22 protein-coding genes are annotated in these 20,914 nt (G+C 35.2%); 19 read left to right on the forward strand and 3 right to left on the reverse strand.

Annotated features, from left to right (window positions below; genetic code table 11):
- Nucleotides 1-42 precede the first annotated feature (42 nt).
- The 7 genes from HDE70_RS05490 (at nt 43) to HDE70_RS05520 (ending at nt 7,506) form a co-directional block, all read left to right on the forward strand.
- The gene (locus HDE70_RS05490) at nt 43-201 is read left to right on the forward strand and encodes a hypothetical protein (RefSeq protein WP_183888555.1); all 159 of its coding nucleotides are present in this window, start codon (nt 43-45) and stop codon (nt 199-201) included.
- Between the two features lie 98 nt (nt 202-299).
- Nucleotides 300-461, forward strand: a complete 162-nt coding sequence (locus HDE70_RS05495) for a hypothetical protein (RefSeq protein ID WP_183888557.1) — start codon at nt 300-302, stop codon at nt 459-461.
- A 64-nt stretch (nt 462-525) separates the two neighbouring features.
- Complete coding sequence (locus tag HDE70_RS05500) at nt 526-1,803, forward strand: hypothetical protein (protein ID WP_183888559.1); 1,278 nt, start codon at nt 526-528, stop codon at nt 1,801-1,803.
- Between the two features lie 5 nt (nt 1,804-1,808).
- Nucleotides 1,809-3,083 (forward strand): hypothetical protein, encoded by a 1,275-nt coding sequence (locus tag HDE70_RS05505; RefSeq protein ID WP_183888561.1) that lies wholly within the window; start codon nt 1,809-1,811, stop codon nt 3,081-3,083.
- Entirely contained in the window at nt 3,083-5,281 is a 2,199-nt protein-coding gene (locus HDE70_RS05510) for a peptidase domain-containing ABC transporter (RefSeq protein WP_183888563.1), read from the forward strand. The genes HDE70_RS05505 and HDE70_RS05510 overlap by 1 nt, the downstream gene beginning before the upstream one ends.
- Before the next feature lie 479 nt (nt 5,282-5,760).
- Nucleotides 5,761-6,537 carry a J domain-containing protein gene (locus HDE70_RS05515; protein ID WP_183888565.1) on the forward strand — a complete coding sequence of 259 codons (777 nt, stop codon included), beginning with the start codon at nt 5,761-5,763 and terminating at the stop codon, nt 6,535-6,537.
- 54 nt (nt 6,538-6,591) lie between these two features.
- A complete protein-coding gene (locus HDE70_RS05520) occupies nt 6,592-7,506 on the forward strand; it encodes a hypothetical protein (RefSeq protein ID WP_183888567.1) in 915 nt (304 codons plus the stop codon).
- Here the strand turns inward: HDE70_RS05520 and HDE70_RS05525 are convergent.
- Entirely contained in the window at nt 7,501-8,577 is a 1,077-nt protein-coding gene (locus HDE70_RS05525; RefSeq protein WP_183888569.1) for an HNH endonuclease domain-containing protein, read from the reverse strand. The genes HDE70_RS05520 and HDE70_RS05525 overlap by 6 nt on opposite strands.
- A gap of 184 nt (nt 8,578-8,761) precedes the next feature.
- On the opposite strand from HDE70_RS05525, the gene HDE70_RS05530 reads away from it, so the two are divergent.
- Both HDE70_RS05530 and HDE70_RS05535 read left to right on the forward strand, forming a co-directional pair.
- Nucleotides 8,762-9,196 (forward strand): carboxymuconolactone decarboxylase family protein, encoded by a 435-nt coding sequence (locus HDE70_RS05530; RefSeq protein WP_183888571.1) that lies wholly within the window; start codon nt 8,762-8,764, stop codon nt 9,194-9,196.
- Nucleotides 9,197-9,402: 206 nt separating this feature from the next.
- Nucleotides 9,403-11,844 (forward strand): TonB-dependent siderophore receptor, encoded by a 2,442-nt coding sequence (locus HDE70_RS05535; RefSeq protein ID WP_183888573.1) that lies wholly within the window; start codon nt 9,403-9,405, stop codon nt 11,842-11,844.
- A 61-nt stretch (nt 11,845-11,905) separates the two neighbouring features.
- Here HDE70_RS05535 and HDE70_RS05540 read toward each other — a convergent pair whose 3' ends face one another.
- A complete protein-coding gene (locus HDE70_RS05540; protein WP_183865676.1) occupies nt 11,906-12,352 on the reverse strand; it encodes a DoxX family protein in 447 nt (148 codons plus the stop codon).
- Between the two features lie 177 nt (nt 12,353-12,529).
- On the opposite strand from HDE70_RS05540, the gene HDE70_RS05545 reads away from it, so the two are divergent.
- The 4 genes from HDE70_RS05545 (at nt 12,530) to HDE70_RS05560 (ending at nt 15,759) form a co-directional block, all read left to right on the forward strand.
- Nucleotides 12,530-13,993: a PLP-dependent aminotransferase family protein gene (locus tag HDE70_RS05545; RefSeq protein WP_183888575.1), complete on the forward strand. Its 1,464-nt coding sequence runs from the start codon at nt 12,530-12,532 to the stop codon at nt 13,991-13,993.
- A gap of 206 nt (nt 13,994-14,199) precedes the next feature.
- A complete protein-coding gene (locus HDE70_RS05550) occupies nt 14,200-14,688 on the forward strand; it encodes a hypothetical protein (RefSeq protein WP_183888577.1) in 489 nt (162 codons plus the stop codon).
- Nucleotides 14,689-14,933: 245 nt separating this feature from the next.
- Entirely contained in the window at nt 14,934-15,398 is a 465-nt protein-coding gene (locus HDE70_RS05555) for an NUDIX domain-containing protein (protein ID WP_183888579.1), read from the forward strand.
- 73 nt (nt 15,399-15,471) lie between these two features.
- The gene (locus tag HDE70_RS05560) at nt 15,472-15,759 is read left to right on the forward strand and encodes a hypothetical protein (protein WP_183870318.1); all 288 of its coding nucleotides are present in this window, start codon (nt 15,472-15,474) and stop codon (nt 15,757-15,759) included.
- Nucleotides 15,760-15,802: 43 nt separating this feature from the next.
- Here the strand turns inward: HDE70_RS05560 and HDE70_RS05565 are convergent, their stop codons facing one another.
- Nucleotides 15,803-15,982, reverse strand: coding sequence for a hypothetical protein (locus HDE70_RS05565; RefSeq protein WP_183870319.1), 180 nt, complete (start codon nt 15,980-15,982; stop codon nt 15,803-15,805).
- A gap of 81 nt (nt 15,983-16,063) precedes the next feature.
- Between HDE70_RS05565 and HDE70_RS05570 the strand changes: the two genes are divergently transcribed.
- From HDE70_RS05570 to HDE70_RS05595, 6 genes are all read left to right on the forward strand, one after another.
- Complete coding sequence (locus HDE70_RS05570) at nt 16,064-16,825, forward strand: DUF72 domain-containing protein (RefSeq protein WP_183888581.1); 762 nt, start codon at nt 16,064-16,066, stop codon at nt 16,823-16,825.
- A gap of 138 nt (nt 16,826-16,963) precedes the next feature.
- Nucleotides 16,964-17,254 carry a hypothetical protein gene (locus HDE70_RS05575; RefSeq protein WP_183870321.1) on the forward strand — a complete coding sequence of 97 codons (291 nt, stop codon included), beginning with the start codon at nt 16,964-16,966 and terminating at the stop codon, nt 17,252-17,254.
- A 494-nt stretch (nt 17,255-17,748) separates the two neighbouring features.
- Nucleotides 17,749-18,549 (forward strand): hypothetical protein, encoded by an 801-nt coding sequence (locus HDE70_RS05580; protein WP_183888583.1) that lies wholly within the window; start codon nt 17,749-17,751, stop codon nt 18,547-18,549.
- A gap of 255 nt (nt 18,550-18,804) precedes the next feature.
- A complete protein-coding gene (locus HDE70_RS05585) occupies nt 18,805-19,467 on the forward strand; it encodes a DUF6266 family protein (protein ID WP_183888585.1) in 663 nt (220 codons plus the stop codon).
- A 402-nt stretch (nt 19,468-19,869) separates the two neighbouring features.
- Nucleotides 19,870-20,424: a peptidoglycan-binding protein gene (locus tag HDE70_RS05590; protein ID WP_183888587.1), complete on the forward strand. Its 555-nt coding sequence runs from the start codon at nt 19,870-19,872 to the stop codon at nt 20,422-20,424.
- A gap of 206 nt (nt 20,425-20,630) precedes the next feature.
- Nucleotides 20,631-20,897 (forward strand): helix-turn-helix domain-containing protein, encoded by a 267-nt coding sequence (locus HDE70_RS05595; RefSeq protein WP_183870201.1) that lies wholly within the window; start codon nt 20,631-20,633, stop codon nt 20,895-20,897.
- Nucleotides 20,898-20,914: the final 17 nt, after the last annotated feature.

The raw sequence follows: 20,914 nt of genomic DNA on the forward strand, positions 1-20,914 counted from the left end.
TACAAGTCTAAAAAAATCAATTTACATTAAAACCTAAAAGCAATGCAAGAAGAAAAAATTAAAAAAGCAATCGATTTCCTGGGCGTAAAAGTATTAAATACCCTTGAAGAAAAAGCAGTAGTTGGCGGAAATATTCTTCCTCCTGAAAGCCATGATCATACTGATGAAGGAAGACATCATTCTCATCACGATCATCCATAGATTTTAGCTGTCTTTATCACTGTTTCTAAAAGATAATTTTGACGAATATGTTATGACAGTTAATTACAGTCATTTTATTAATAAAAAATTTTAAGAAAATGGAAGAAGATCAAGTTAAAAAGGCTGCTGACTTTTTGGGTGTGAAATTTTTGACACCACTCGAGCAAGCTGCAATAGCCGGCGGAATTGAACATCCAAAAGATTACCATTATCATCATGGAAATCATCATGCGGATCATACCTACGGCGATAAAGATTAAGTTTCGCTACTCCGTAATTTAATTACGGAGTAGCTTATTTTAAATTAACTCAGCTTAAATCAACATGATAACAACTACTGAAATTGAAAATTATAGTACGGAATGGTGGGATGGGTTCCTGGTTAAAACTAAAAACCTTACTGAAACCTCTGTATTCAAAGATTGCATGGTTAAGCAAGAAACAAAGTTATTAAGGACATATATCCTTCAGATTATTCAGACACTGGCCAAATTGCGTACAAATAAATATGGATATAGAGTCTATATAGATGGTAAACTGCTGGACAGAGTGGAGATGAACAGAATATATGATGCTCCACCACATGATAATGAAGAAGTAGAGGATTGGGTAGAAAGAGTTTTTGGTGATAAGAAATTTGGTATGATACTAAATTTAGGTGAAAAATTTAATCTGGATCTTTCAAAGAATATAGCTTTAAAAACTCAACCGTATTTAGAAAAAGTCGGTTTCCCCAGAGAGGGTATAAACTTCTCTATTTTTATTGGAAACTATGATAAAACGCCTTTGGGTATCCATAAAGATCCTCCAGGACAGGATGTTATGCATTTTCATTTAGGGCCTGGTGATAAAACAATGTATACCTGGGGTAAAGACGAATATGAAAATCTGACCACAAATTTGAAATTTGAAAAACAAGATATTGACGGACTATTGCCATACTCAACTGAGTTCTCTTTCAAAGAAGGTGATATGTATTTTATGCCTGAGGGAGAATATCATATTGGTAAACAAGATGGTTTATCTATGGCACTTACCTTATGGAGATATAACCATACTAAAGATAAGCTGGCTAAAAAGCTTCAAAATGTGATTTTTAGTCAATTCCTCAAACAAAATGATGACTTACTTTTATCTGATAAAAATGACTTAAACAATGTGGATGGTCTGGAAGAAACGCTTGAAGTTTTTGATATTCCAGGTGAAATGGAAAATTTGAATTTTAAAGATTTAATGAGAGAGGCCTATAAGGATCTGAGATATTCTATTCACAGTAATGCAGGATATCGAACAAGTCCATTTCCTTTAGATCATGATATTTTGTTTAAAATGGATGATGAAATTATACTGGAGAAACCTTATAAGATTTTGTATAAACTTTCACTGAACCAGGAAAAGATCCATATGTATGTAAGGGGTATTAAGCTCGAACTAAATAATTTTGATGGCATTATTTCTTTACTTAACCGGATAAATATTGGTAAAAAGGAAAGGGTCAGCGATTTGTTGAGCATTTTAGATCAAACGTGGGATCAGGAAACCGGACTTTATATATTGAATCTGATCTATAAAAATCATGGGATTACAATCATAAAAAATTAGGGCCAATGCTTATTAACGAAGAAAATAAATTTAATTCTGATTGGTGGGATAATTTTTTATCGACCACACAACAGATGACACAAACGTCTGTGCTTAAGAATTGTATGCCTAAAGATGAAACGTCTTTAATGCAAACTTATATATTGGAAATATTAGCTGATTTAGCAAGGCTCAGGACTAATAAATTTGGCTATAGAGTATATGTAGATGGTGTTCAGCTTGAGAGTAATGAGATGATCCAGATCTATGATTCTCCGCCAGAAAAAGGTGAAACACTTGAGGCATGGACTAAAAGGACATTTGGAGATAGAAAGTTCGGTATGATTATTAATCAGGGAGAGAAATTCAATCTGAACCTTTCTAAAATGATTGCACTTAAACTTGAACCATTATTGGCGAAAATAGGCATGCCAACAGAAGGTATCATCTTTACATTATTTATTGGAAATTATGATAGTACACCTTTAGGGATCCATTTGGACTTACCTGGTAAGAGTGTTTTACATTTTCATTTAGGTCCGGGCAGCAAAACTATGTATACCTGGGAAACTGCTAAATATCTTGAATTGGTAGGGGAAGAAAAGTATAATAATCAAAATATACAAAAGTATTTACCCTATGCAAATAAGTATCAGTTTGATGAGGGAGATATTTATTTTATGCCTGAAGATACTTACCATGTCGGGACTCAGGATGGACTTTCAATGGCAATTGCCTGTTGGTTTTATAATCGTTCAAATCAGGATTTTGCACACAGACTTCAGTCTTTATTGCTGGAACAATATATAAAGACAACTGATGAGAATCTGAAACCTGATAATAATGCTATTCAGGATGTAAGTGCTGTCGATAAAACTCTGGATTTATTTGATATGCCAGAGGAACTTGAAAAACTGAATTTCAAAGATCTGATGAAAGAAACTTATAGAGATCTTAGGTATTCTTTGTATAGTAATGCCGGTTACAGGACAAGCCCATTTCTGAAAACAGAGCAAATTTCTTTTGATCCCGATGACATCATTGAAGTAGAAAGGCCATACAAAATCCTTTATAAAGAATCTTTGGATACGGAAAAGCTGCAACTCTTTATCCGGGGAATTAAGTTTGAGCTTAATAATTTTGAAAGTATAAAAACTCTTGTCGATGAAATAAATAATGATAAACCTATTGTTGTAAAAGATGCACTGTCATTGTTGGATGAGAAATGGGATAAAGATATCGGGCTATATATATTGTCAGTTTTATACCAGCACAATGGTATTAACATAATTAAAAATTAATGCGGTTTATATACCAGCTTGACCGGATGGACTGTGGGCCAGCGTGTTTGTGTATGGTCGCAAGTAAGTATGGAAAAAAATATTCTTTACAATATCTTAGAGAAAACTCCTTTCTAAGCAGGGAAGGAGTTTCTCTTTCTGGAATGCGTGAGGCGAGCCAGAAAATAGGATTTGAAGTAATTACCACACAACAGGATCTTGATGTTTTACAAAAACAGCATGATTTTTTTCCATGTATTTTGCATTGGAATAGTAACCATTTTGTTGTGCTTTTAAATGTGAAAAAAAATATCTTCACCAAAAAGATATCCTATGAAATTGCAGATCCTGCGCATGGTATAATTACACTGAATGAAGATACTTTTAAAAAGGGATGGTTATCGGATGAAAATAATGGGATAGTTTTATTTTTAACTCCAACTGAAGAGTTTTACAGCAAAAATCCAGTTGAAGATAACCTGGTTACCCTAAAACATGTTATCAGCTATCTTAAGCCTTATAGAAAGCAATTTGCAACTATGTTTTTATTACTTCTGATTGGGAGTTGTATAACATTGGTTTTTCCTTTTCTGACTCAACAACTAATTGATAAAGGGGTCAATGCAAAAAACCTTCATTTTATAACAATTATACTTTTGGCCCAATTGGGTTTATTTGTTGGGTCCTCAATAATTGAAATTATCCGCAATTGGATTATGTTATTTATAGGTACTAAAATAAGTATAACCATTATTTCAGATTTTCTAAAAAAACTGTTGCAGTTACCTATCAAGTTTTTTGAGACTAAAATGATAGGTGATTTTAATCAGAGAATAAAAGACAATGAAAAAATAGATTCATTTTTAACAAGCCAAAGTATCACGACTTTATTTTCGATCATTACTTTTTCTGTGTTTTTTGGTGTGCTCTGGTATTATGATTTTAAAATATTATTCGTGTATTTTACGCTAACGGGCCTGGCTGTTGGATGGTCTTACTACTGGCTCAGAAAACGTAAAAGCCTGGATTATTTCCGGTTTCAAAATCGTAGTGAAAATCAAGAGTCGATATATGAGATCCTGAATGGCGTTACTGAAATGAAATTGAATCAATTTGAGGATTTCAAGCGCAAAGAATGGGAAGTAATACAACAAAAGCTCTTTAAAATAAACATACGGATATTAAAACTCGATCAGGTTCAGCTCACAGGATTTGAATTTATCAATCAATTGAAAAATATCCTGGTTACTTTTTTCGCAGCTACATATGTTGTTAAAGGAAGTATGACACTTGGAGAACTTTTAAGTGTTTCTTATATAATAGGACAAATGAATTCTCCGGTAAATCAGTTGATTAGTTTTTTCAGATCATTACAAGATGCTAAATTAAGCCTGGAACGTTTAAATGAGGTGCAAAATCATGCCATTGAAGAACGAGAAAGTCAAATTTCAATTCCAACATTCCCGCATTCCCGGGATAATTCAGGAATAAGTTTAAAGAATGTTTACTTCCAGTACGAAAGTTTAAATTCTCCATATATCCTGAAAAACATCAATCTCTTTATTCCTAAAGGTAAAATAACAGCCATTGTGGGAGCAAGCGGAAGTGGAAAGACAACATTGATGAAAATGTTATTGAAGTTTTATGAACCAACAGGGGGAGAGATATCTTTCAATTCAATATCGATGGATCATATTTCACCTAATAGTCTGAGGGAAAATTGTGGTGTTGTTATGCAGGATGGTTTTATTTTTTCTGACTCAATTAAAAGAAATATTGTCACAGGGGATGAGAATATTTGTGAGAAAAAACTTAAAAATGCTATTGAAATATCTAATATCAATGGTTTTATTGAATCCTTACCCTTAAAATACAATACAAAAATAGGTACATCGGGCAATGGTATTTCCGGGGGACAAAAACAGAGGATACTAATTGCCAGGGCAGTTTATAAAGATCCTCACTATCTATTCTTTGACGAAGCAACAAGTGCGCTGGATGCAGAAAATGAAAAGGTAATCCATGAGAATCTTCAACAGTTTTTTAAAGGAAAAACAGTCCTTATAATTGCACATCGTCTTTCAACAGTCAAAAATGCTGACCAGATTGTTGTACTCAAAAATGGAGAAATAGTAGAGACTGGAAGTCATAATGATTTGGTAAGAAGTAAGGGAGATTACTATAATCTTATAAAAAATCAGTTAGAATTAGGGAACTAACATTATTCTTTTTCCGCCGCCGCAAATTTTATTTAACTGAAATGTTCTAAATACAGTATACTAAAACGATTAAAATGCTTTTTTATCATTATTGATTATAAATATGTAAAAATGTGTATTTTTAATGATTAATAGTGACTGTTTTTAATCTAAAATAAATATTATGCTTTGGTATTTGTAATCTTATCTATAGTTTTTACTACTTTAATCTTATCATTGAATCACTAATTCTCTTTAATGGCTTCATGTTTTTATTGTGGACAACCAGATGCAAGATACCCCAGAAATGTTGTTACAGGCACTTCTAAGGATAACTGGCGTGGCAGACATTCTTCAGGAACAAATACCAGGACCTATTATGCAACGAAGTTGTTGTGCGAACAATGCGATGCAAATATTAGAATCAGAAAAACGAAATCCAGTTGCTGGGTTCTCTTCCTTATAGCCCTTTTTTTAAGTCTTATTTTAATAGGTATACTATGAGTAATCACTATAATACATTAGGTGTCCCTCGAAACGCAACACCCGAAGAGATTAGAAAAGCCTATAAAAAGCTTTGTCTTGAATTTCATCCTGACAAAAATGGAGGTAGTGACTTTTATACTGAAAAGTTTAAGGAGATTAATAATGCTTATGAAATATTAGGGGACGCAGTTAAGCGTGAGGAATATGATTTATCACTTCCCAGTACTACTCCTGTAAAGAAAAAGGAACCTGAATACCAGGGAAAAAAGAAAGGTCAACGCTGGGAGAAAAATGAATATCCGGAAGAAGATGAGGCTGATTACACAGAGGTGAAATTTGATAACTACTTTGACAGGAAGGGAGCTAAATATCAGGAGGAGAAAAGGGCCCGGGAAAATGCACAAAATTGGGAAAGGCAAAGAAGGTCTTTTGAAATAAATAACCGCGTTCGCTTCTGGAATAAGGTAAGAAGTATATTGATTTTCGTGGTTATTGTATTATTCGGTTTAATATTTCTGGTGATTTCCAGGACTCCAAAGAAACCAGAAAAGATAGTCGCTGAGCATAGTCTAGTTAAAGAGAAAAAGCACAAAAAGAATAGAAAGAAACGTAAAAAACACGCTGTTGATCAGAATATTCCTGCTGACCAGAATGTTCCTGAAGTGAACCAGGTTAAAGAAGAAGATCACGATAGTCTTATTCTTTTGAAGCGTTCAAACTCAATTGAAGGGTTAAGGATTGTAGATACCTTACATGTTAATGGCAAAAAACAAGATTCAAGTAGTCAATAATTATCATGATCTCTTGATCAGAATCTGATTGTAAAAAAGAAGTATACCTGGCTTATGAAAACTCAAAATATATCCTCGCAAGCGCTTATTGCTTTAAAAGATGCATTAGCTAAAGTCTATTGGAAAAAAACAGAATTAAAGCAGTTTATAGAGCTGACTATAGATAATTCAAGCATTGTTTCAACGATAAATTGGAAGGATAACCAAAAGGCTGAGAGCGTCTCAGAATTAATAGACCGGATGGTAGCCAGAAAGGATATCTATCTGACTGATCTATTGAAATTATTAAAAGAAACATCGGATTTTAATGATTTCAGCCATCTTAAGTATTGGGATGAAAGTGGTGATATCACAAAAAGGGCAGTAGAAGCTGTTGCCAAACTTCGCAATCAAACGAAAGGTTATTTTGAGGCACTGGAGGATTTAGCAAAGGGTGAGGAAAACAGGCTCAATAACCAGGAGAAATTGAAGAAAGCAATAGATTTTTCCGAAAAACTGGAAGCGTTGAAAAAGAAATTTTTTGAAATTGCTATAGAGCAAAACCCTCAGAAAAGAGGATATGATTTTGAAAGGATTTTGAATGAGTTATTTAATTTATTCGAATTGAAAGCAAAGGGGCCATTTAAGACGCTGGGCGAGCAGATTGATGGTTCGTTTACTTTTGAAAGTCAGGATTTTATTCTGGAGGCTAAATGGCAGAAGCAATTAGTGAACGCTGCAGATTTGTATGTGTTTGGTGGTAAGATTTCCGGGAGGCTGAAAAATACGCTGGGGTTATTTATTTCTCTGGATGGTTTTGCAAAGGATTGTACAGAAACTGGAAGTTCTATTCTTAAATCAATGATATTAATGGATGGCCAGGATCTGATGTTTGTGCTGGAAGGCAGAATTAGTTTAGGTGAATTGATTTTTCAGAAGAGAAGACATGCTTCTGATACGGGAGAGATTTATCATAGGATCAGGTTATAAGTTGTCTGAAGAGTGCATATACTCAAAACCATTATTTGCAGCGATAGTAATTAAAGGATGAATATTATCCTTAAATCTATTTTTAAGATCTTCTTTACTCAAACTATTCAATACTGATAAATCGGGTAGAATTGTCAGGTAGTCCAGGAGCAATTTGTTTTTAGGAGAATAGCTAAATACAGCTTTTATCGCTAGTTCCTGCAGCTCAAAATAATCATCAAAATATCTGTCGAAAATGGGGAGCTTGTCTGATTTGCTACAGTTGAAGCTCTTATCTGAGGGGATAAGGTTCCAGATCAAATCATGTGACACAAATGCAAAGGGTACAAAGTGATCAACTGCGTATTCATTAACATGCAGCAAGTTCTTTGTATATATACATTTTATCGGACCAGTTTTTTCAATAACAATATCCCAAAACTCCTTTCTGGGTTTTAACAGGCTATTTCTGTGAGGTGGTTTAAATAACTTGTTTGCAATATCTGGTACGTTTGGATTACGTTTTTGTACGTAAAGACATAAATGCCAGTAGCAGAATGCTTTTAAGATTCCGCTATTTTCTGTTAAGTATGAAATCCATTTTGGATTGATAATGACCGAGTGCTTATCTACAGCGTAGAGACAGTCATTAGTAAAGGACTGAGAAGATTTATAGATTTCTTGTTTATACCCCTTGATATTACTAAACCAGGGACTCAGAAAACGATAAGGAACCTCGCCGTCGAAATGTCTCAATGTTTTAATTGTTTCTCTTCTCTCGGAGGATATTAATTTATAGACTATTTTATCTTTTTTTTCATCTACAGCCAGACCTTCTGCTTCAATAATTTGTTTGATAGCATTTTGGAACTGATCCTGCACACCAAAAGAGAGATTGAAATAGTTAACTGTATACCATGCATTCGCTACCATGCGGGCAAAGAGCGATTGTTTGTCAATTATATGATTACCTTTTTCAATAGATTCGATAATTGAAATGAACCAATAAAATTTATAGGTGGCTACAGTATTCTTAAAACAAGAAGCCAGAATGTGAATTGGCAAAGCCTTATCAGCAGGTAAGTTATTCATTAAAATATGGCGGGTTAACGCTATTTGTGAATATAATCAAAATTCTGATAGGGATTCTATCCCGGCATGTAGCAATAAGTCAAGATTCACTGGACCATCCTTTATTCTCTTGCTGGTCCATTTAGAATCCCTGTCATTACTTTAATTTTGCAGCAACAAATAAATTATTGTAAATCACTTAGATATGAAAACACGGATTAACATAGAGAAACTGGAGCCAGCTGGATACAAAGCTATTCTTGGACTGGAAAAATTCATTGAAAGCACTTCATTGACAAGAACCCATAAAGACCTGATTAAAATCAGAGCTTCACAAATAAATGGATGTGCTTTTTGTATTAATATGCATACTAAAGATGCGCGTAAAGCTGGCGAAACGGAACAGCGTATTTATGCGTTGAATGCTTGGCGTGATACTCCATTTTTTTCGGAAGAAGAACGCGCAATATTAGCCCTGACTGAGGAGGTTACTTTAATCAGTAATCATGTAAAAGATGAAACCTATGAACAAGCTGCTAAAATATTGGATGAAACTTACCTGGCACAAGTGATATTAGCCATTATTACTATTAATGCATGGAATAGAATTGGTATTTCTACTAACCTAATTCCAGCTTAAGTTTGAGATAGGAAATTAAATAATATAATACAGAATTCTATTGGGATTTTAAATTTTTTAGTTCTACAAAAGCCTTCATATTGAAGGCTTTTGCCATTTATAAATATTCAGGGAGTACAGAATAAACTATTAAAAAGATCGCTTTGTTTAGCAAAATAAATTGTGTTATTTCGCCGCTAATTAGATTTAGTATAAATAAACAATATATGAAAAAACCTTTACGCCCAAATAATTTAATCCATAACCTGCAAAAAGAAAAACTACCAGTCAGGTTAAGAGCTTTCTGGACCTTAACTTGTTTAACCCTGGTTTTCCTATTCTCTTTTTCACAAAATGTACAGGCTCAAAAAATAAAGTCGTTAACAGGGGAAATAACTGGTCTCATTACCACTAATGAAGGAATAGAAGCTCAGGGAGTGACTGTAAAGTTAAAGGAGCTTAAAAAAACTACAAAAACGAACTCCGCAGGTAGTTTTGAATTTACGAAGGTGCCTTTAGGAAATTATACGATAGAGGTTGTTATGATTGGGTACAAAACTTACAGTACCAAGGTCGACCTTACAGACAGTAAACAATCTGATACTGTTGAGATCAAGCTAAACTCTTCAACTCAGAATCTCGAAGAAGTAATTATTCAAACAGGCGGTAACCGTTTTGCTAAAAAGGAAAGCGATGACGTTTCTAAAATGCCCTTAAAGAATATAGAAAATCCACAAGTTTATACTATTGTAAGTAAAGAGCTTATGAAAGAGCAGATTGTAACAGATTACAATAGTGCCTTTAAGAATGTTCCTGGAGCTGGTATTGCCGAAGTAAGGAACCAGGGAAGAACAACCTCTATTTCCAGAGGTTTTCCTACACCACAGGTTGTGCGGAATGGGGTAGGGAGCTTTACCTATGCAACTGTAGACCCGGCGAATCTGGAGCGTATTGAAGTGATTAAAGGCCCTTCTGCTACCTTATTCGGAAGTACTCTGTCTTCATTTGGTGGGTTGTTTAATAGGGTGACCAAAAAGCCATTCGATACTTTCAAAGGCGAAATCTCTTATTCGGCAGCCAGTTGGGATCTGAACCGTTTAACGGCCGATATCAATACACCTTTAAATGCCGATAAAACTGCTCTATTAAGGATTAATACTTCTTTACACAGTGAAAGGAGCTTTCAGGATGCGGGGTTCAATAAGAACTTCTTATTTGCGCCAAGCTTTTCTTATGCTGTTAATGACAGGCTGACTATTTTAGTTGATGTGGAATGGGGAGGATTTAAGGGGACTTCACCTACGCGTTTAACACCTTATATAAATCCAAAAGCTAAAGCAAGAAGTATTACAGAAATGGGTATTCCTTATAACTTGTCTTTCGCTAACAATACGGTCAATTATACCAGCCAGCAATATAATATCTTCACACAGTTAAAGTATAAGATTTCTGATCAATGGAATTCGCAGACAGTAATTTCGCGGACAAGATCTTCATCTGATGGCTATGTGGTATCGCTTGCTGCGGTAAGTGATTCGACATTAAGGCAATCAGTTACCAACCAGGAATATCCTTATTATGGAACTAATATTCAGCAGAATTTTACAGGTAATTTTAAAATAGGGAGACTTAGAAACAGAGTTGTTGCTGGTTTGGATTTTTACAGCTTGCGGGCGACAAGAAACGATGCTATTGTTAACATGCCGGATTTGAATTATAAGAAACCGGGCCTTGCATACAATAACTTCAACTACTCGAAAATATCACCATTATTCTCAGCAATTGACGTGAAGAAAATCACGAATTTTGTCACTAACAATGAGAATACATATAGTGCGTATGTGTCTGATATGTTGAATGTTACTGACAGGTTATTAGCAATGGCCAGTTTGCGTGTTGACAGGTATTTCAACAAAGGAAGTTATTATGCAAACGTAGACTCTACAGCTGGTAAGTTTAACCAGACAGCTTTATCTCCAAAATTCGGACTTGTTTACCAGGTTGTGAAAGATAAAGTATCCCTGTTTGGTAATTACATGAACGGTTTTAACAATGTGAGTGGTTCAGATTTTAATGGGAATACATTTAAGCCGAACCAGGCTAATCAAATGGAAGGTGGTGTAAAGCTTGATTTGAGTAAAATCACAGCTACATTCAGTTACTATAATATCAAAGTAACCAATATGCTTATTGATGATCTTAATCACCCTAATTTTTCAATTCAGGACGGTACGCAGTTAAGTAAAGGTTTTGAAGCTGAGATTATTACTAATCCTTTCCCTGGATTGAATATTGTAGCTGGATATACTTATAATGATAGCAAATTCGCAAACGCTAATGCATCCATTCAGGGATTGCGTCCAACAACTGCGGGTTCTCCAAGAACGGCAAACTTCTGGGCGAGTTACCGGGTGATCAGAGGACCAGTTCAAGGTCTGGGTTTAGGGATTGGCGGGATTTATGGTAGTGAATACTATCAAACGAATACGTCAACTTTTAAGTTCAGCATTCCTTCTTATACTGTACTGGATGCTTCTGTTTTTTATGACAGGCCAACGTTTAGAATTGGTGTAAAAGTAGATAATCTGACCAATGAGAAATACTGGTCTTATAGACTGGCGGCTCAGAATCCTACAAGAGTTACTGGAAATATAACGTTGAAATTTTAATCTTTACCAGATACCTTCATTGATCATTTCTATTCTGATCAATGAAGGTATTTTATTCATTTTAATTTATAGTTGGTTGTACTAAGTTATCAATGCTCCAATTGTAAATTGGAATTGTAGCAAGCAGCAAGCTACCTGTACAAGTTGAAAATACTGCAAAGTTGATTGGTGCTTTTATTCCAAGGAATAATGTCATTGCTATTGCAAAAGTAAGTGTCAGTAAACAACTACCAATTGCAGCTAACCTTGTTTTATATCCGATAAGCAGGAGAATCCCTATTATAGCTTCAGCTAAAGTGGCAATGCTACCCATAATGTTCACAGCTGGTCTATCCAGAAAAGGCATAAGTGTCGCTGTATATTTTATAAAGTTATCCCAGTTACCCCATTCGATATTGTTAGTTCCCATCGGGCCTAAAAGACCTGATCTGTCTGCTACAGTGGTTAGGAAACCTATGCCTAATGCAATACGTAAAAGAAGCTGAGGGACTGTAAATGAGTTTTTCATGTGTTATATCATTAATAATTTATAGTACAAATTTAGTTCAATCCTGGGCTGTTTTTGTAGGCCAGTTTTGAGAAATATACCAGCCCAGATTTAACTGTTCAAGCGCCGTTATGGTAATATTATATGAAAATATTGGGGTAGATTTGTATTTCTATTTTCATGTAAACCACAGCCCAGATGTTACCTTATAAATCATTAATTCAGGTTGATCGGAAATCTTCTGTAACACTATATATCCAGGTGTGCAATACTTTTATATCATTGATCACGAATGGTACGCTTAAGCCGTCTGATATATTACCAAGCTCCCGCGTACTTGCAGAATTGATAGGTATTAATAGAAATACGGTGAAGTTGGCATATGAGGAATTAATTAGCCAGGGATGGGCTGAATCTATTGAGCGCCAGGGAGTATTTGTTCTTTCTAAATTACCTGTGCTTTCTAAAACCAGAATACCCGAAGTCAATAAAAATAATAGTTCTCAGGAGTCTTTTATCTGGACTAATCATTTTGAAAAAGCAATACCCAGTGATAATTTTCAGAAAAATATTCTAACTATTGATGATGGATTTCCTGATGTGCGCTTAGCTCCGGTAGATAATTTGATGCGCGAGTATCGTAGCCTTTCCAGAAAATTCTTCGGTAAAAACTTTCTGAAATATGGCAGCTCCAAAGGATCAGAGCATCTTCGCGAATCTATTGCTAATTATCTCTCGAATACCAGGGGATTAGTTGTTCCTTCTGAAAATATAATGATTACAAAGGGCAGCCAGATGGGGATTTATTTAGCAGCTCAATTGCTGCTCGGGCCTTCTTACAATATCGCAGTTGGAGTTTCAAATTACCGTTCTGCTGATGATACTTTCATTTATGCTGGTGCTAATCTTATACGGATCCCTGTAGATGAGAATGGGATGGATATTGATTATTTGGAAGAGATTTTAAAGAAGAAGAGTTTAAAGGCAGTATATATTATACCGCATCATCACTTTCCAACAACTGTAACAATGAGCATGGAAAGAAGGTTAAAACTGTTAAATCTGGCTAAAGAATACCGTTTTGCAATTATTGAAGACGACTATGATTTTGATTTCCATTATGATAATAAGCCTTATGTACCGTTGGCAAGTATTGATCACAATCATAACGTAATTTATATTGGTTCGATTACGAAAACTTTTGCCCCTGGGTTGAGAACTGGGTTTATGATTGGGCCTTTGGCTTTTGTTGATGCTGCATCTTCATTGAGACAGCTGATAGATAAGCAAGGGGATACATTGTTGGAAGAAGCTTTTGCCGTGTTGTTTGACAATGGGGAAATGGAAAGGCATTTCAGGAAGTCGCTGAAGATTTATAAGCAGCGGAGAAATCTTTTCTGTGAGCTACTTAAGTCTGATTTTAGTGAGGAAATAAAGTTTAAAGTTCCGGAAGGAGGGCTGGCAGTGTGGACGAACTTTGATAAAAAGATTGATCTGGTTAAAATGTCTGAAGAAGCATTGAAAAAGGGGGTATATATTGGCAATGGGAGTTTTTATAAGAATGAGTTATTTGTTACCAATGGGTTGAGGATGGGGTTCGCTTCGCTGGAGGAAAATGAGATGGTAAAAGCAATGGGGATTCTGAAACAGGTGTTGCTTTAGTTTTCAAGATTAGCTATGTTTTGCAATTGTTTTATTCAGTATTAACTATATATAATTAACTATAATAATTATATATTGGGAAGTATACAGCGGTGATTTCGTGTTTTTGAAATTGTAATGTTTTTAATAGATTTCTTATTAATAATACTTTAAATGACATTATTGTTTAATTTGCAATACAATGTATAAACTTAGTAATTATTAATATGAAAAAAATGTTAGTTGCGATTTGCCTTTTATCCTTAGTTTGTCTGGGAAATAATGTTTCTGCCCAGCTAAAAGTGGGAAGAACTAAAGAACAAATTAATGAAGACAAAAAAAACATAACGCCCCAATTAATTGGATCGAACAATCCTATAACGCCAACATTTCAGTTATATCGCTTAGGAAAGACAGTTGAAATTTTGTCATTTACTGACGATATAAATGCAACCCGCAAAGTAGCATTTGCTTCTGTTAAAGATGAAATTGATTTTTATAATTATGTGTTAGGGCTTTTTGATGATTTCAAAAACAATGAATTTTCGATAGGAAAAACACGTATCGTTCCATTAAAAATGGGCAAAATATTGGGTACAAAAAATTTAGCATTTGATTTTTATATAGACGGTGATACTCACGCTTACAAATCATTGGTTATTGGGAAATCAGGTTGGGAAAGACTGTTTAAAAAATCAATAATTAACGAGAAATAAAAGACCAGCGTATATAAATTTTAAAGGTGTAAGGAATTAGGTTTTTTAACCTTTTACCTTACACCTTTTTTATTAATTTTTAAGGTTTTTTCAGAACGGGACATTACCCGGAGGCACCGCTTTTGTCTGATTTTTGGACTTAAGTGTTTGATTGATCCGGATGCTTATTTAAGGGGGATTGTTATCTGTTTAAACAATTATTTAGTCTGTATGTTGGATTGGTATTTGACCTTATAATTAGCTTTATGAAATCTATCAGTGCGGGAATATTATTATATCGTATTAATGCTGAGCTGACTGAGGTATTTTTGGTTCATCCTGGTGGTCCGTTTTTTCGACATAAGGATAAGGGCTACTGGACAATTCCTAAGGGGGAACCTGTTGCGCAGGAGGAATTGCTATCCACTGCTTTGCGTGAGTTTTATGAGGAAACTGGTTATTCACCGGCAGGTGATTTTAAGGAATTAAAGTCTATTGTACAGAAAGCTGGAAAAGTAGTGCATTGCTGGGCGGTAGCTGGAGATTTAAATCCTTCAAATATGGTTTGTAATACTTTCGCTTTGGAGTGGCCATCCCGGTCTGGGAAAATTGTGGATTTTCCAGAGGTTGATAAAGGAAATTGGTTTTCTTTGGATCAGGCGAGACTGCTTATCAATTCGATGCAAATCAGCTTTTTGGATGAACTGGAAGAAATGCTGGCAACTGGCTGATGGGATAAGTCAGGATGTTTTAAACATTCTTCCCTCGAGTGTGTTTAGTAGAAATTAACTAATTTTATATAGGATGGATAGGAAAGATTTTAATTTAAATGCAGAGCATTCTGATGCTGTTGGGAAAAATGATCTTACCCAGGGAATTAAAGACATTGATGTTGACCAAATTCCCGGACCGGCTGGTACTGACGTTAATTTAGATGGTGTTCAGCAAAGTTCTAATTTGTATCCGCTTGAGCAGGAGTTGGACAGGGAGGGGGCAACTGGTCATGAGGATGAAGATTTAGGCATCAATTCTGATGGAACAAATCCTGGTACTGAATATTTTCCACCTTTGAATGAGCCTTCAGCGGATTGATGCTGGTGTGTTAAATTAATGCTGGTAGGATCAATGGTCTGAGTTATGAGCCTTGGCTTTGGTCGTTTTTGACATGAAGCAGGTTTTCTGTCTGCTTTTTAAGCTCCTGGAGTTTTTCATTGACTTTTGCAGTTTTCACTTTAAGCTCGGCTGATTTTTCTAAAAGCGCTTCAGTCAACTTTTTATTTTGGATTGAAGCTGAATTGTCTTGTTGATTTTCCATGTTATTAGCTTTTAGTGTGGTATAATTAATAACGTCTTTATCTGTTAATTATTGGGATAGTCTATTTTAGTATTTGCTGTTATGGGAAAAAATAATGTTCCTGCTTACTATTCAGGTACCAGCGGCTTGCTATTGCCTGTGCGTAATAAGCTTTTTTATCCGGACGAATTTAAAGAAAAAAGCAGGTTGTGTTTTTATTCTTCGATGATGAACAGTATTGAGATCAATAGTTCTTTTTATAAAATACCAATGGCATCAACTGTTGCGAAATGGGCTAAGGATGTTCCGGAAAATTTTAGATTTACCTTTAAGCTTCCTAAGATGATCACACACAACAAGGGGCTTGCTTTTGATCCTGAATCTGTGAAAAAATTTATGCAGGTTATTTCTTTGGCAGGTGATAAGAAGGGTTGTTTGCTGGTGCAGTTTCCCCCTGCTGTACGTATTGGAAACTTAAATCAGCTGGCTTTATTAATGGCTTGTCTGCGTGAATGTGATAAAGCCGGTGACTGGAATATTGCGCTGGAGTTTCGCCATGTGTCTTTGTATTGCGAGCAGGTTTATCGCTTGCTTGATGAATATGGTTTGGGAATGGTGATACAGGATAAACCACCTGCCAATACACCAATGCTGGATATAGATCTCAACTTTGTTTACTTGCGTTTTCACGGGCCTGGAGGAAGTTACAGGGGAAGTTATCAGGATGATTTAATGTCTGAATACGCAGCTTATATCCGGGAATGGATGGCCGAAGGAAAAACAGTGTATGCTTATTTCAATAATACTATGGGTGAGGCAATTGCTAATTTATTTACGTTGAAAGATTTGGTTCTTGGACTATAAAAGATGATATCTCCATACAAAGATGAGGGGCGGCAGAAGCAGCTGATAATTACTAAACAGGGAACCAGTTAATTTAATTGAAAACATTCAAATGTGAAGGTTGTTCTTTAGGCATTGAATAATAAATCATTTATACTTATGGATCCTTTTAATATCGTAATTAAGGTTGAAGGCAGGCAGATTGACTTGAATATTCATCCCCAATTGGGTGATAATTTTAAAGTGATTTATCATGGCGGCCTAATCGGTGAAATGTTCCTGCATAATGGCTTTTGGCAGGCGGTTTCTGCTGATGATTTGAATTCAGATGGCTATGCTATTTATGAGTATAATGAGGACTCCGGACATGTGGATATTTTATTCGATCAAACTGTAATTGCGCAAATCGGGAGGGAAATTGATGTGGTGCTGAGTAGAGCGTCTGGTTGATTTGTTTCCTTTCAATTACTCAAACGAAACGTGCTTAATTTTGAATAATCTTCTGTTTTCATATATCAATTATTTACACAATCTTGTTTTTATAACTGTCTATAGAAAAGCCAGTTTTCAACCCTTCTCACTTGATATAAATCATCCTGATCAAACTAATGGTTTTGACCTGCAACATCCGGGTACTGCCTTAGTACTGCCCGGGTACTCGTTAGGGTGAGAGCAATGCTAAAGTAACGTGAGTCCATGGTAAGTCCAAGTAAAAACAACTAGTTGAAAAGACTTGGAGTACCTATGGTTAAAGGCTGTTTAAAGCTTGGTCTTACATCGAGCACTACTTAGGCACAAATAAAGCATGACTAGTTGAAGACTGAAGAACTTTTTAATTTTTCCTTTGACCATAACATGGACAACTACGGACAATTGCAGACAGCCGAGGACAATTATGGACATTGCCTGCTTAGGATGATACTCTTTAGCACAAATCCTTTACATTGATAAAAAAGCAAATATTTATGGCAATTTTCGACGGTAAATTTTTAAAGGGAATCCTGGGCGATTTCATTTTTAAAGTAGTAAATGGGGTACAGATTGTTTCAAAAAGACCTGCGCCAGGCACAATGAAACAATCAGTGGAAACCAAAAATGCATCAGAGAATTTTCGTAAAAGTAGCAAGCTTGGAAAACATATTAGAGGTATATTTCATAATACGCTCGGTGGAATGAATGAAACAAGTTATGCTTTTCGATTCACCAGTGCGTTGACTACAGTCCTTACAGCATGTGATAATCCTACAAAAACGGGATACCTTTTTAAGCGAAACAGTTTTGGTAATTTAGCCGGTTTTGAATTTAATATTAAATCTCCTGTAAAAAAGATTTTGAATTTAAAACCGAAAATTGAACTCAATCAGGGAATTATGAAGATTGTTTATTATGAGTCAGGTAACGCGCCAAAATTGCGTTTTCCAAAGCATGCAACTCAATGCAAACTAACATTCGTAGTCGGATTAATCCGGCTGAAAGACGGTAAAAGAATTCTTAATCCGGAAAAATATAGCATTACCCTTAAAAAAAACGAAGAATTAATAAATCTGATTGATTTTTCTTTTAAAATTCCAGACGGTTGTCTAAGTATCGCTGTAATGTTTTTGAGTTTCTATAATGGTGTTACCTTGTTAAATAGTAAATCATTTAATCCCGCAGTCATTTGTGACGCAATCTTAAGTCCCGGTACTTTTATCAATCCGGATAATCATTCATGGATGGAAATGCCAGGTTTGAATTTCGATTAATTTTGCAACAGCTATTATCAAAGGCTCTCCTTAATTGGAGGGCCTTTCTTGTTTTAACCCTGTTTTTAATAAATAAAGCTTTTTCAGTGCTGGACAAATCCGGTCAAATCCGGTCAATTGCGGACAATAACGGACTATTGCGGTCAATTTATTTTTGAGCTAATTTATTGATATACTTTCGTTTAACGAGTTTAAGCGGCCGGCATGCGATTGACTTGAATTAATAGAATAATTCATTGTTTAAAATTAAAGAAAATGGGAAAGATCAGAACAGGAATCCTTGGTGGATTCTCAGGAAAAGTAGGAACAGTAATCGGTACCAGGTGGCGCACGTTGGATGTAATGAAAAGTTTACCAAAAAAAACCAGTAAACCACCTGTGAGATCACAAATTGATCAACGCAATAAATTTGGCTTAATAACCAGATTTTTAGGTGCTGTTAGTGAGGTTGTGAGTAAAGGATACCAATCCGGCAACAAACTGTCTGGCCCGATGAACGAGGCGGTTAAATTTAATCTGAAAGAAGCTATCTCAGGTGTGTCTCCATTATTTACGATCAATTATGCTAAGTTAAAACTGACTCTTGGAAAGTTGGACAGTCCACAGGATCTTTTAGCAGTGCCAGTTTTAGGCCGTAAAGTAGCAATCAGCTGGGCCTATGATCCTTTGGATTTTAACACAGAAAATGAACGTTTAGAGCGTTCTACGGATAGAGCCAGTATAATAATTTACGATGAAACGAATGATTATTTTCTAATTCCATCAACTGCGGTCAGATCCGCTGGTAAATTAGAAGCACGTATGCTGTCTAAAACTATCGTTGGTAACACTTTACATTGCTGGTTTTACATTTCTTCTTTAGATGGTAAAAAGGTAAGTACTAGTGTTTATCTGGGGTCTGTCAAAGCTATTGCATAGGATTTGAATAAACCGGCAAGCTGACGAGTTTGCCGGTTTATATAATAAGACTGCTAATAACTGATAAATTCTTAAAATTTAAAATGTGATGAATATAAAAACTATAGAATTGCCGGGGATAATTAAATTATTACCGGTTGTCAATACCTCCTTAAAAAGATCGGAACCTGGAATGATATTCGCAGTTTTGCTGTTAATATGGTGCTTTGCGCCCAGGTTTCTCAACTTGTTTGATGAAAGGGTAGGTAGCATAGATCAAAGTATCTGGCTACTGATTTTATTGAGCATGATTAGCTTTCTTTTAATAACCGCTTTATCGTGGTGGTTATTACAATGGTTTTGGCTACTTATGAAATTACCCGCTCTAACATTTATGGTTTCACAATTTAATTTTTTACCGTCATGGCAACAATTAGGCTTTTACTGGGTATCGTTTGCTTTGTTATTGTTAGCGGCTTCGGCTTGCTTGATCGCCATCTGTTAAATAACAAATTTAGCTTCAATGCTCTGGAGTGTCAAAAAAGAGAGCTCCTTGTTTGTATTGCGGAAAAAGAAATAGGGGTGAGGGAAATAACTGGAAATAATGACGGATTTCGTGTAGAGACTTATTTGACCAGTGTAAGTTTAAAAAAAGGGCAGCCCTGGTGCGCAGGTTTTATAAGCTGGGTTTTTGCGCAGGCTGGATATGATAAACCACGATCAGGGTGGACACCAGATCTTTTCCCTTTATCCCATTTAGCACGTTCTGCTTTACCAGGTAATTTGCTGGGTATATACTTTGTTAAATTAAAAAGAATAGCTCATGTTGGGTTGATAGTTAATCAAAAAGGAAATTGGGTAAATAGTGTAGAAGGTAATACGAATATTCAGGGCAGCAGGGAAGGTGATGGGGTTTATAGAAAAAAGAGACATGTCAAGACTATTTACAGGATTTCTGATTGGGTAAAAGTTGATTAGTGTTAATTTTTGTTAAATAAGATATTGTGTTTTCTTTTTAATAAATAATATTTATTATATTACTGTATTATTAAACCTGTTTATTTTGAAAAACGTAAAATTATTCTGCAAAAGAGTTATACAGACTTTTTTGATTATTCCTCCCTAATGTGACTATTTAACAATCGTTGAATAATTCAGATAGTTTAAAATTTAATCATGTGAATATGGAAATGAACGATAAAGTGAATTTGTTGATAAATGTCCTGGCTGAAATGATGAATGTGAAAAAGCAGGAGAAATTTGTTGCTCATGAAAGAAATTTGTTAGATACCAATGATGTGAAATCTATGTTCCGTATTAGCGACCGTACGTTAAGAAGATGGCGAAATAAAGGGTTATTGAAGTCTGTGATTATTGTCGGCTGTCTTTATTACAGAAGAGAAGATGTGATGAGCTTGATGGTAAGTAAATTCAGAGATGAGATAAAATGAAGATTAGATTTCCACCA

It is taken from the genome of Pedobacter cryoconitis, from assembly GCF_014200595.1.
Classification (GTDB): Bacteria; Bacteroidota; Bacteroidia; order Sphingobacteriales; family Sphingobacteriaceae; genus Pedobacter; species Pedobacter cryoconitis_C.

Bases quoted from the DNA above. Each gene is read 5' to 3' on its own strand.
- HDE70_RS05520 (WP_183888567.1), top strand. From the start codon at position 6,592: ATGAAAACTCAAAATATATCCTCGCAAGCGCTTATTGCTTTAAAAGAT.
- HDE70_RS05495 (WP_183888557.1), top strand. From the start codon at position 300: ATGGAAGAAGATCAAGTTAAAAAGGCTGCTGACTTTTTGGGTGTGAAA.
- HDE70_RS05490 (WP_183888555.1), top strand. From the start codon at position 43: ATGCAAGAAGAAAAAATTAAAAAAGCAATCGATTTCCTGGGCGTAAAA.
- HDE70_RS05570 (WP_183888581.1), top strand. From the start codon at position 16,064: ATGGGAAAAAATAATGTTCCTGCTTACTATTCAGGTACCAGCGGCTTG.
- HDE70_RS05545 (WP_183888575.1), top strand. From the start codon at position 12,530: ATGTTACCTTATAAATCATTAATTCAGGTTGATCGGAAATCTTCTGTA.
- HDE70_RS05565 (WP_183870319.1), bottom strand. From the start codon at position 15,982: ATGGAAAATCAACAAGACAATTCAGCTTCAATCCAAAATAAAAAGTTG.
- HDE70_RS05540 (WP_183865676.1), bottom strand. From the start codon at position 12,352: ATGAAAAACTCATTTACAGTCCCTCAGCTTCTTTTACGTATTGCATTA.
- HDE70_RS05590 (WP_183888587.1), top strand. From the start codon at position 19,870: ATGGCAACAATTAGGCTTTTACTGGGTATCGTTTGCTTTGTTATTGTT.
- HDE70_RS05530 (WP_183888571.1), top strand. From the start codon at position 8,762: ATGAAAACACGGATTAACATAGAGAAACTGGAGCCAGCTGGATACAAA.
- HDE70_RS05585 (WP_183888585.1), top strand. From the start codon at position 18,805: ATGGGAAAGATCAGAACAGGAATCCTTGGTGGATTCTCAGGAAAAGTA.
- HDE70_RS05560 (WP_183870318.1), top strand. From the start codon at position 15,472: ATGGATAGGAAAGATTTTAATTTAAATGCAGAGCATTCTGATGCTGTT.
- HDE70_RS05525 (WP_183888569.1), bottom strand. From the start codon at position 8,577: ATGAATAACTTACCTGCTGATAAGGCTTTGCCAATTCACATTCTGGCT.
- HDE70_RS05505 (WP_183888561.1), top strand. From the start codon at position 1,809: ATGCTTATTAACGAAGAAAATAAATTTAATTCTGATTGGTGGGATAAT.
- HDE70_RS05510 (WP_183888563.1), top strand. From the start codon at position 3,083: ATGCGGTTTATATACCAGCTTGACCGGATGGACTGTGGGCCAGCGTGT.
- HDE70_RS05575 (WP_183870321.1), top strand. From the start codon at position 16,964: ATGGATCCTTTTAATATCGTAATTAAGGTTGAAGGCAGGCAGATTGAC.
- HDE70_RS05595 (WP_183870201.1), top strand. From the start codon at position 20,631: ATGGAAATGAACGATAAAGTGAATTTGTTGATAAATGTCCTGGCTGAA.
- HDE70_RS05555 (WP_183888579.1), top strand. From the start codon at position 14,934: ATGAAATCTATCAGTGCGGGAATATTATTATATCGTATTAATGCTGAG.
- HDE70_RS05515 (WP_183888565.1), top strand. From the start codon at position 5,761: ATGAGTAATCACTATAATACATTAGGTGTCCCTCGAAACGCAACACCC.
- HDE70_RS05500 (WP_183888559.1), top strand. From the start codon at position 526: ATGATAACAACTACTGAAATTGAAAATTATAGTACGGAATGGTGGGAT.
- HDE70_RS05550 (WP_183888577.1), top strand. From the start codon at position 14,200: ATGAAAAAAATGTTAGTTGCGATTTGCCTTTTATCCTTAGTTTGTCTG.
- HDE70_RS05535 (WP_183888573.1), top strand. From the start codon at position 9,403: ATGAAAAAACCTTTACGCCCAAATAATTTAATCCATAACCTGCAAAAA.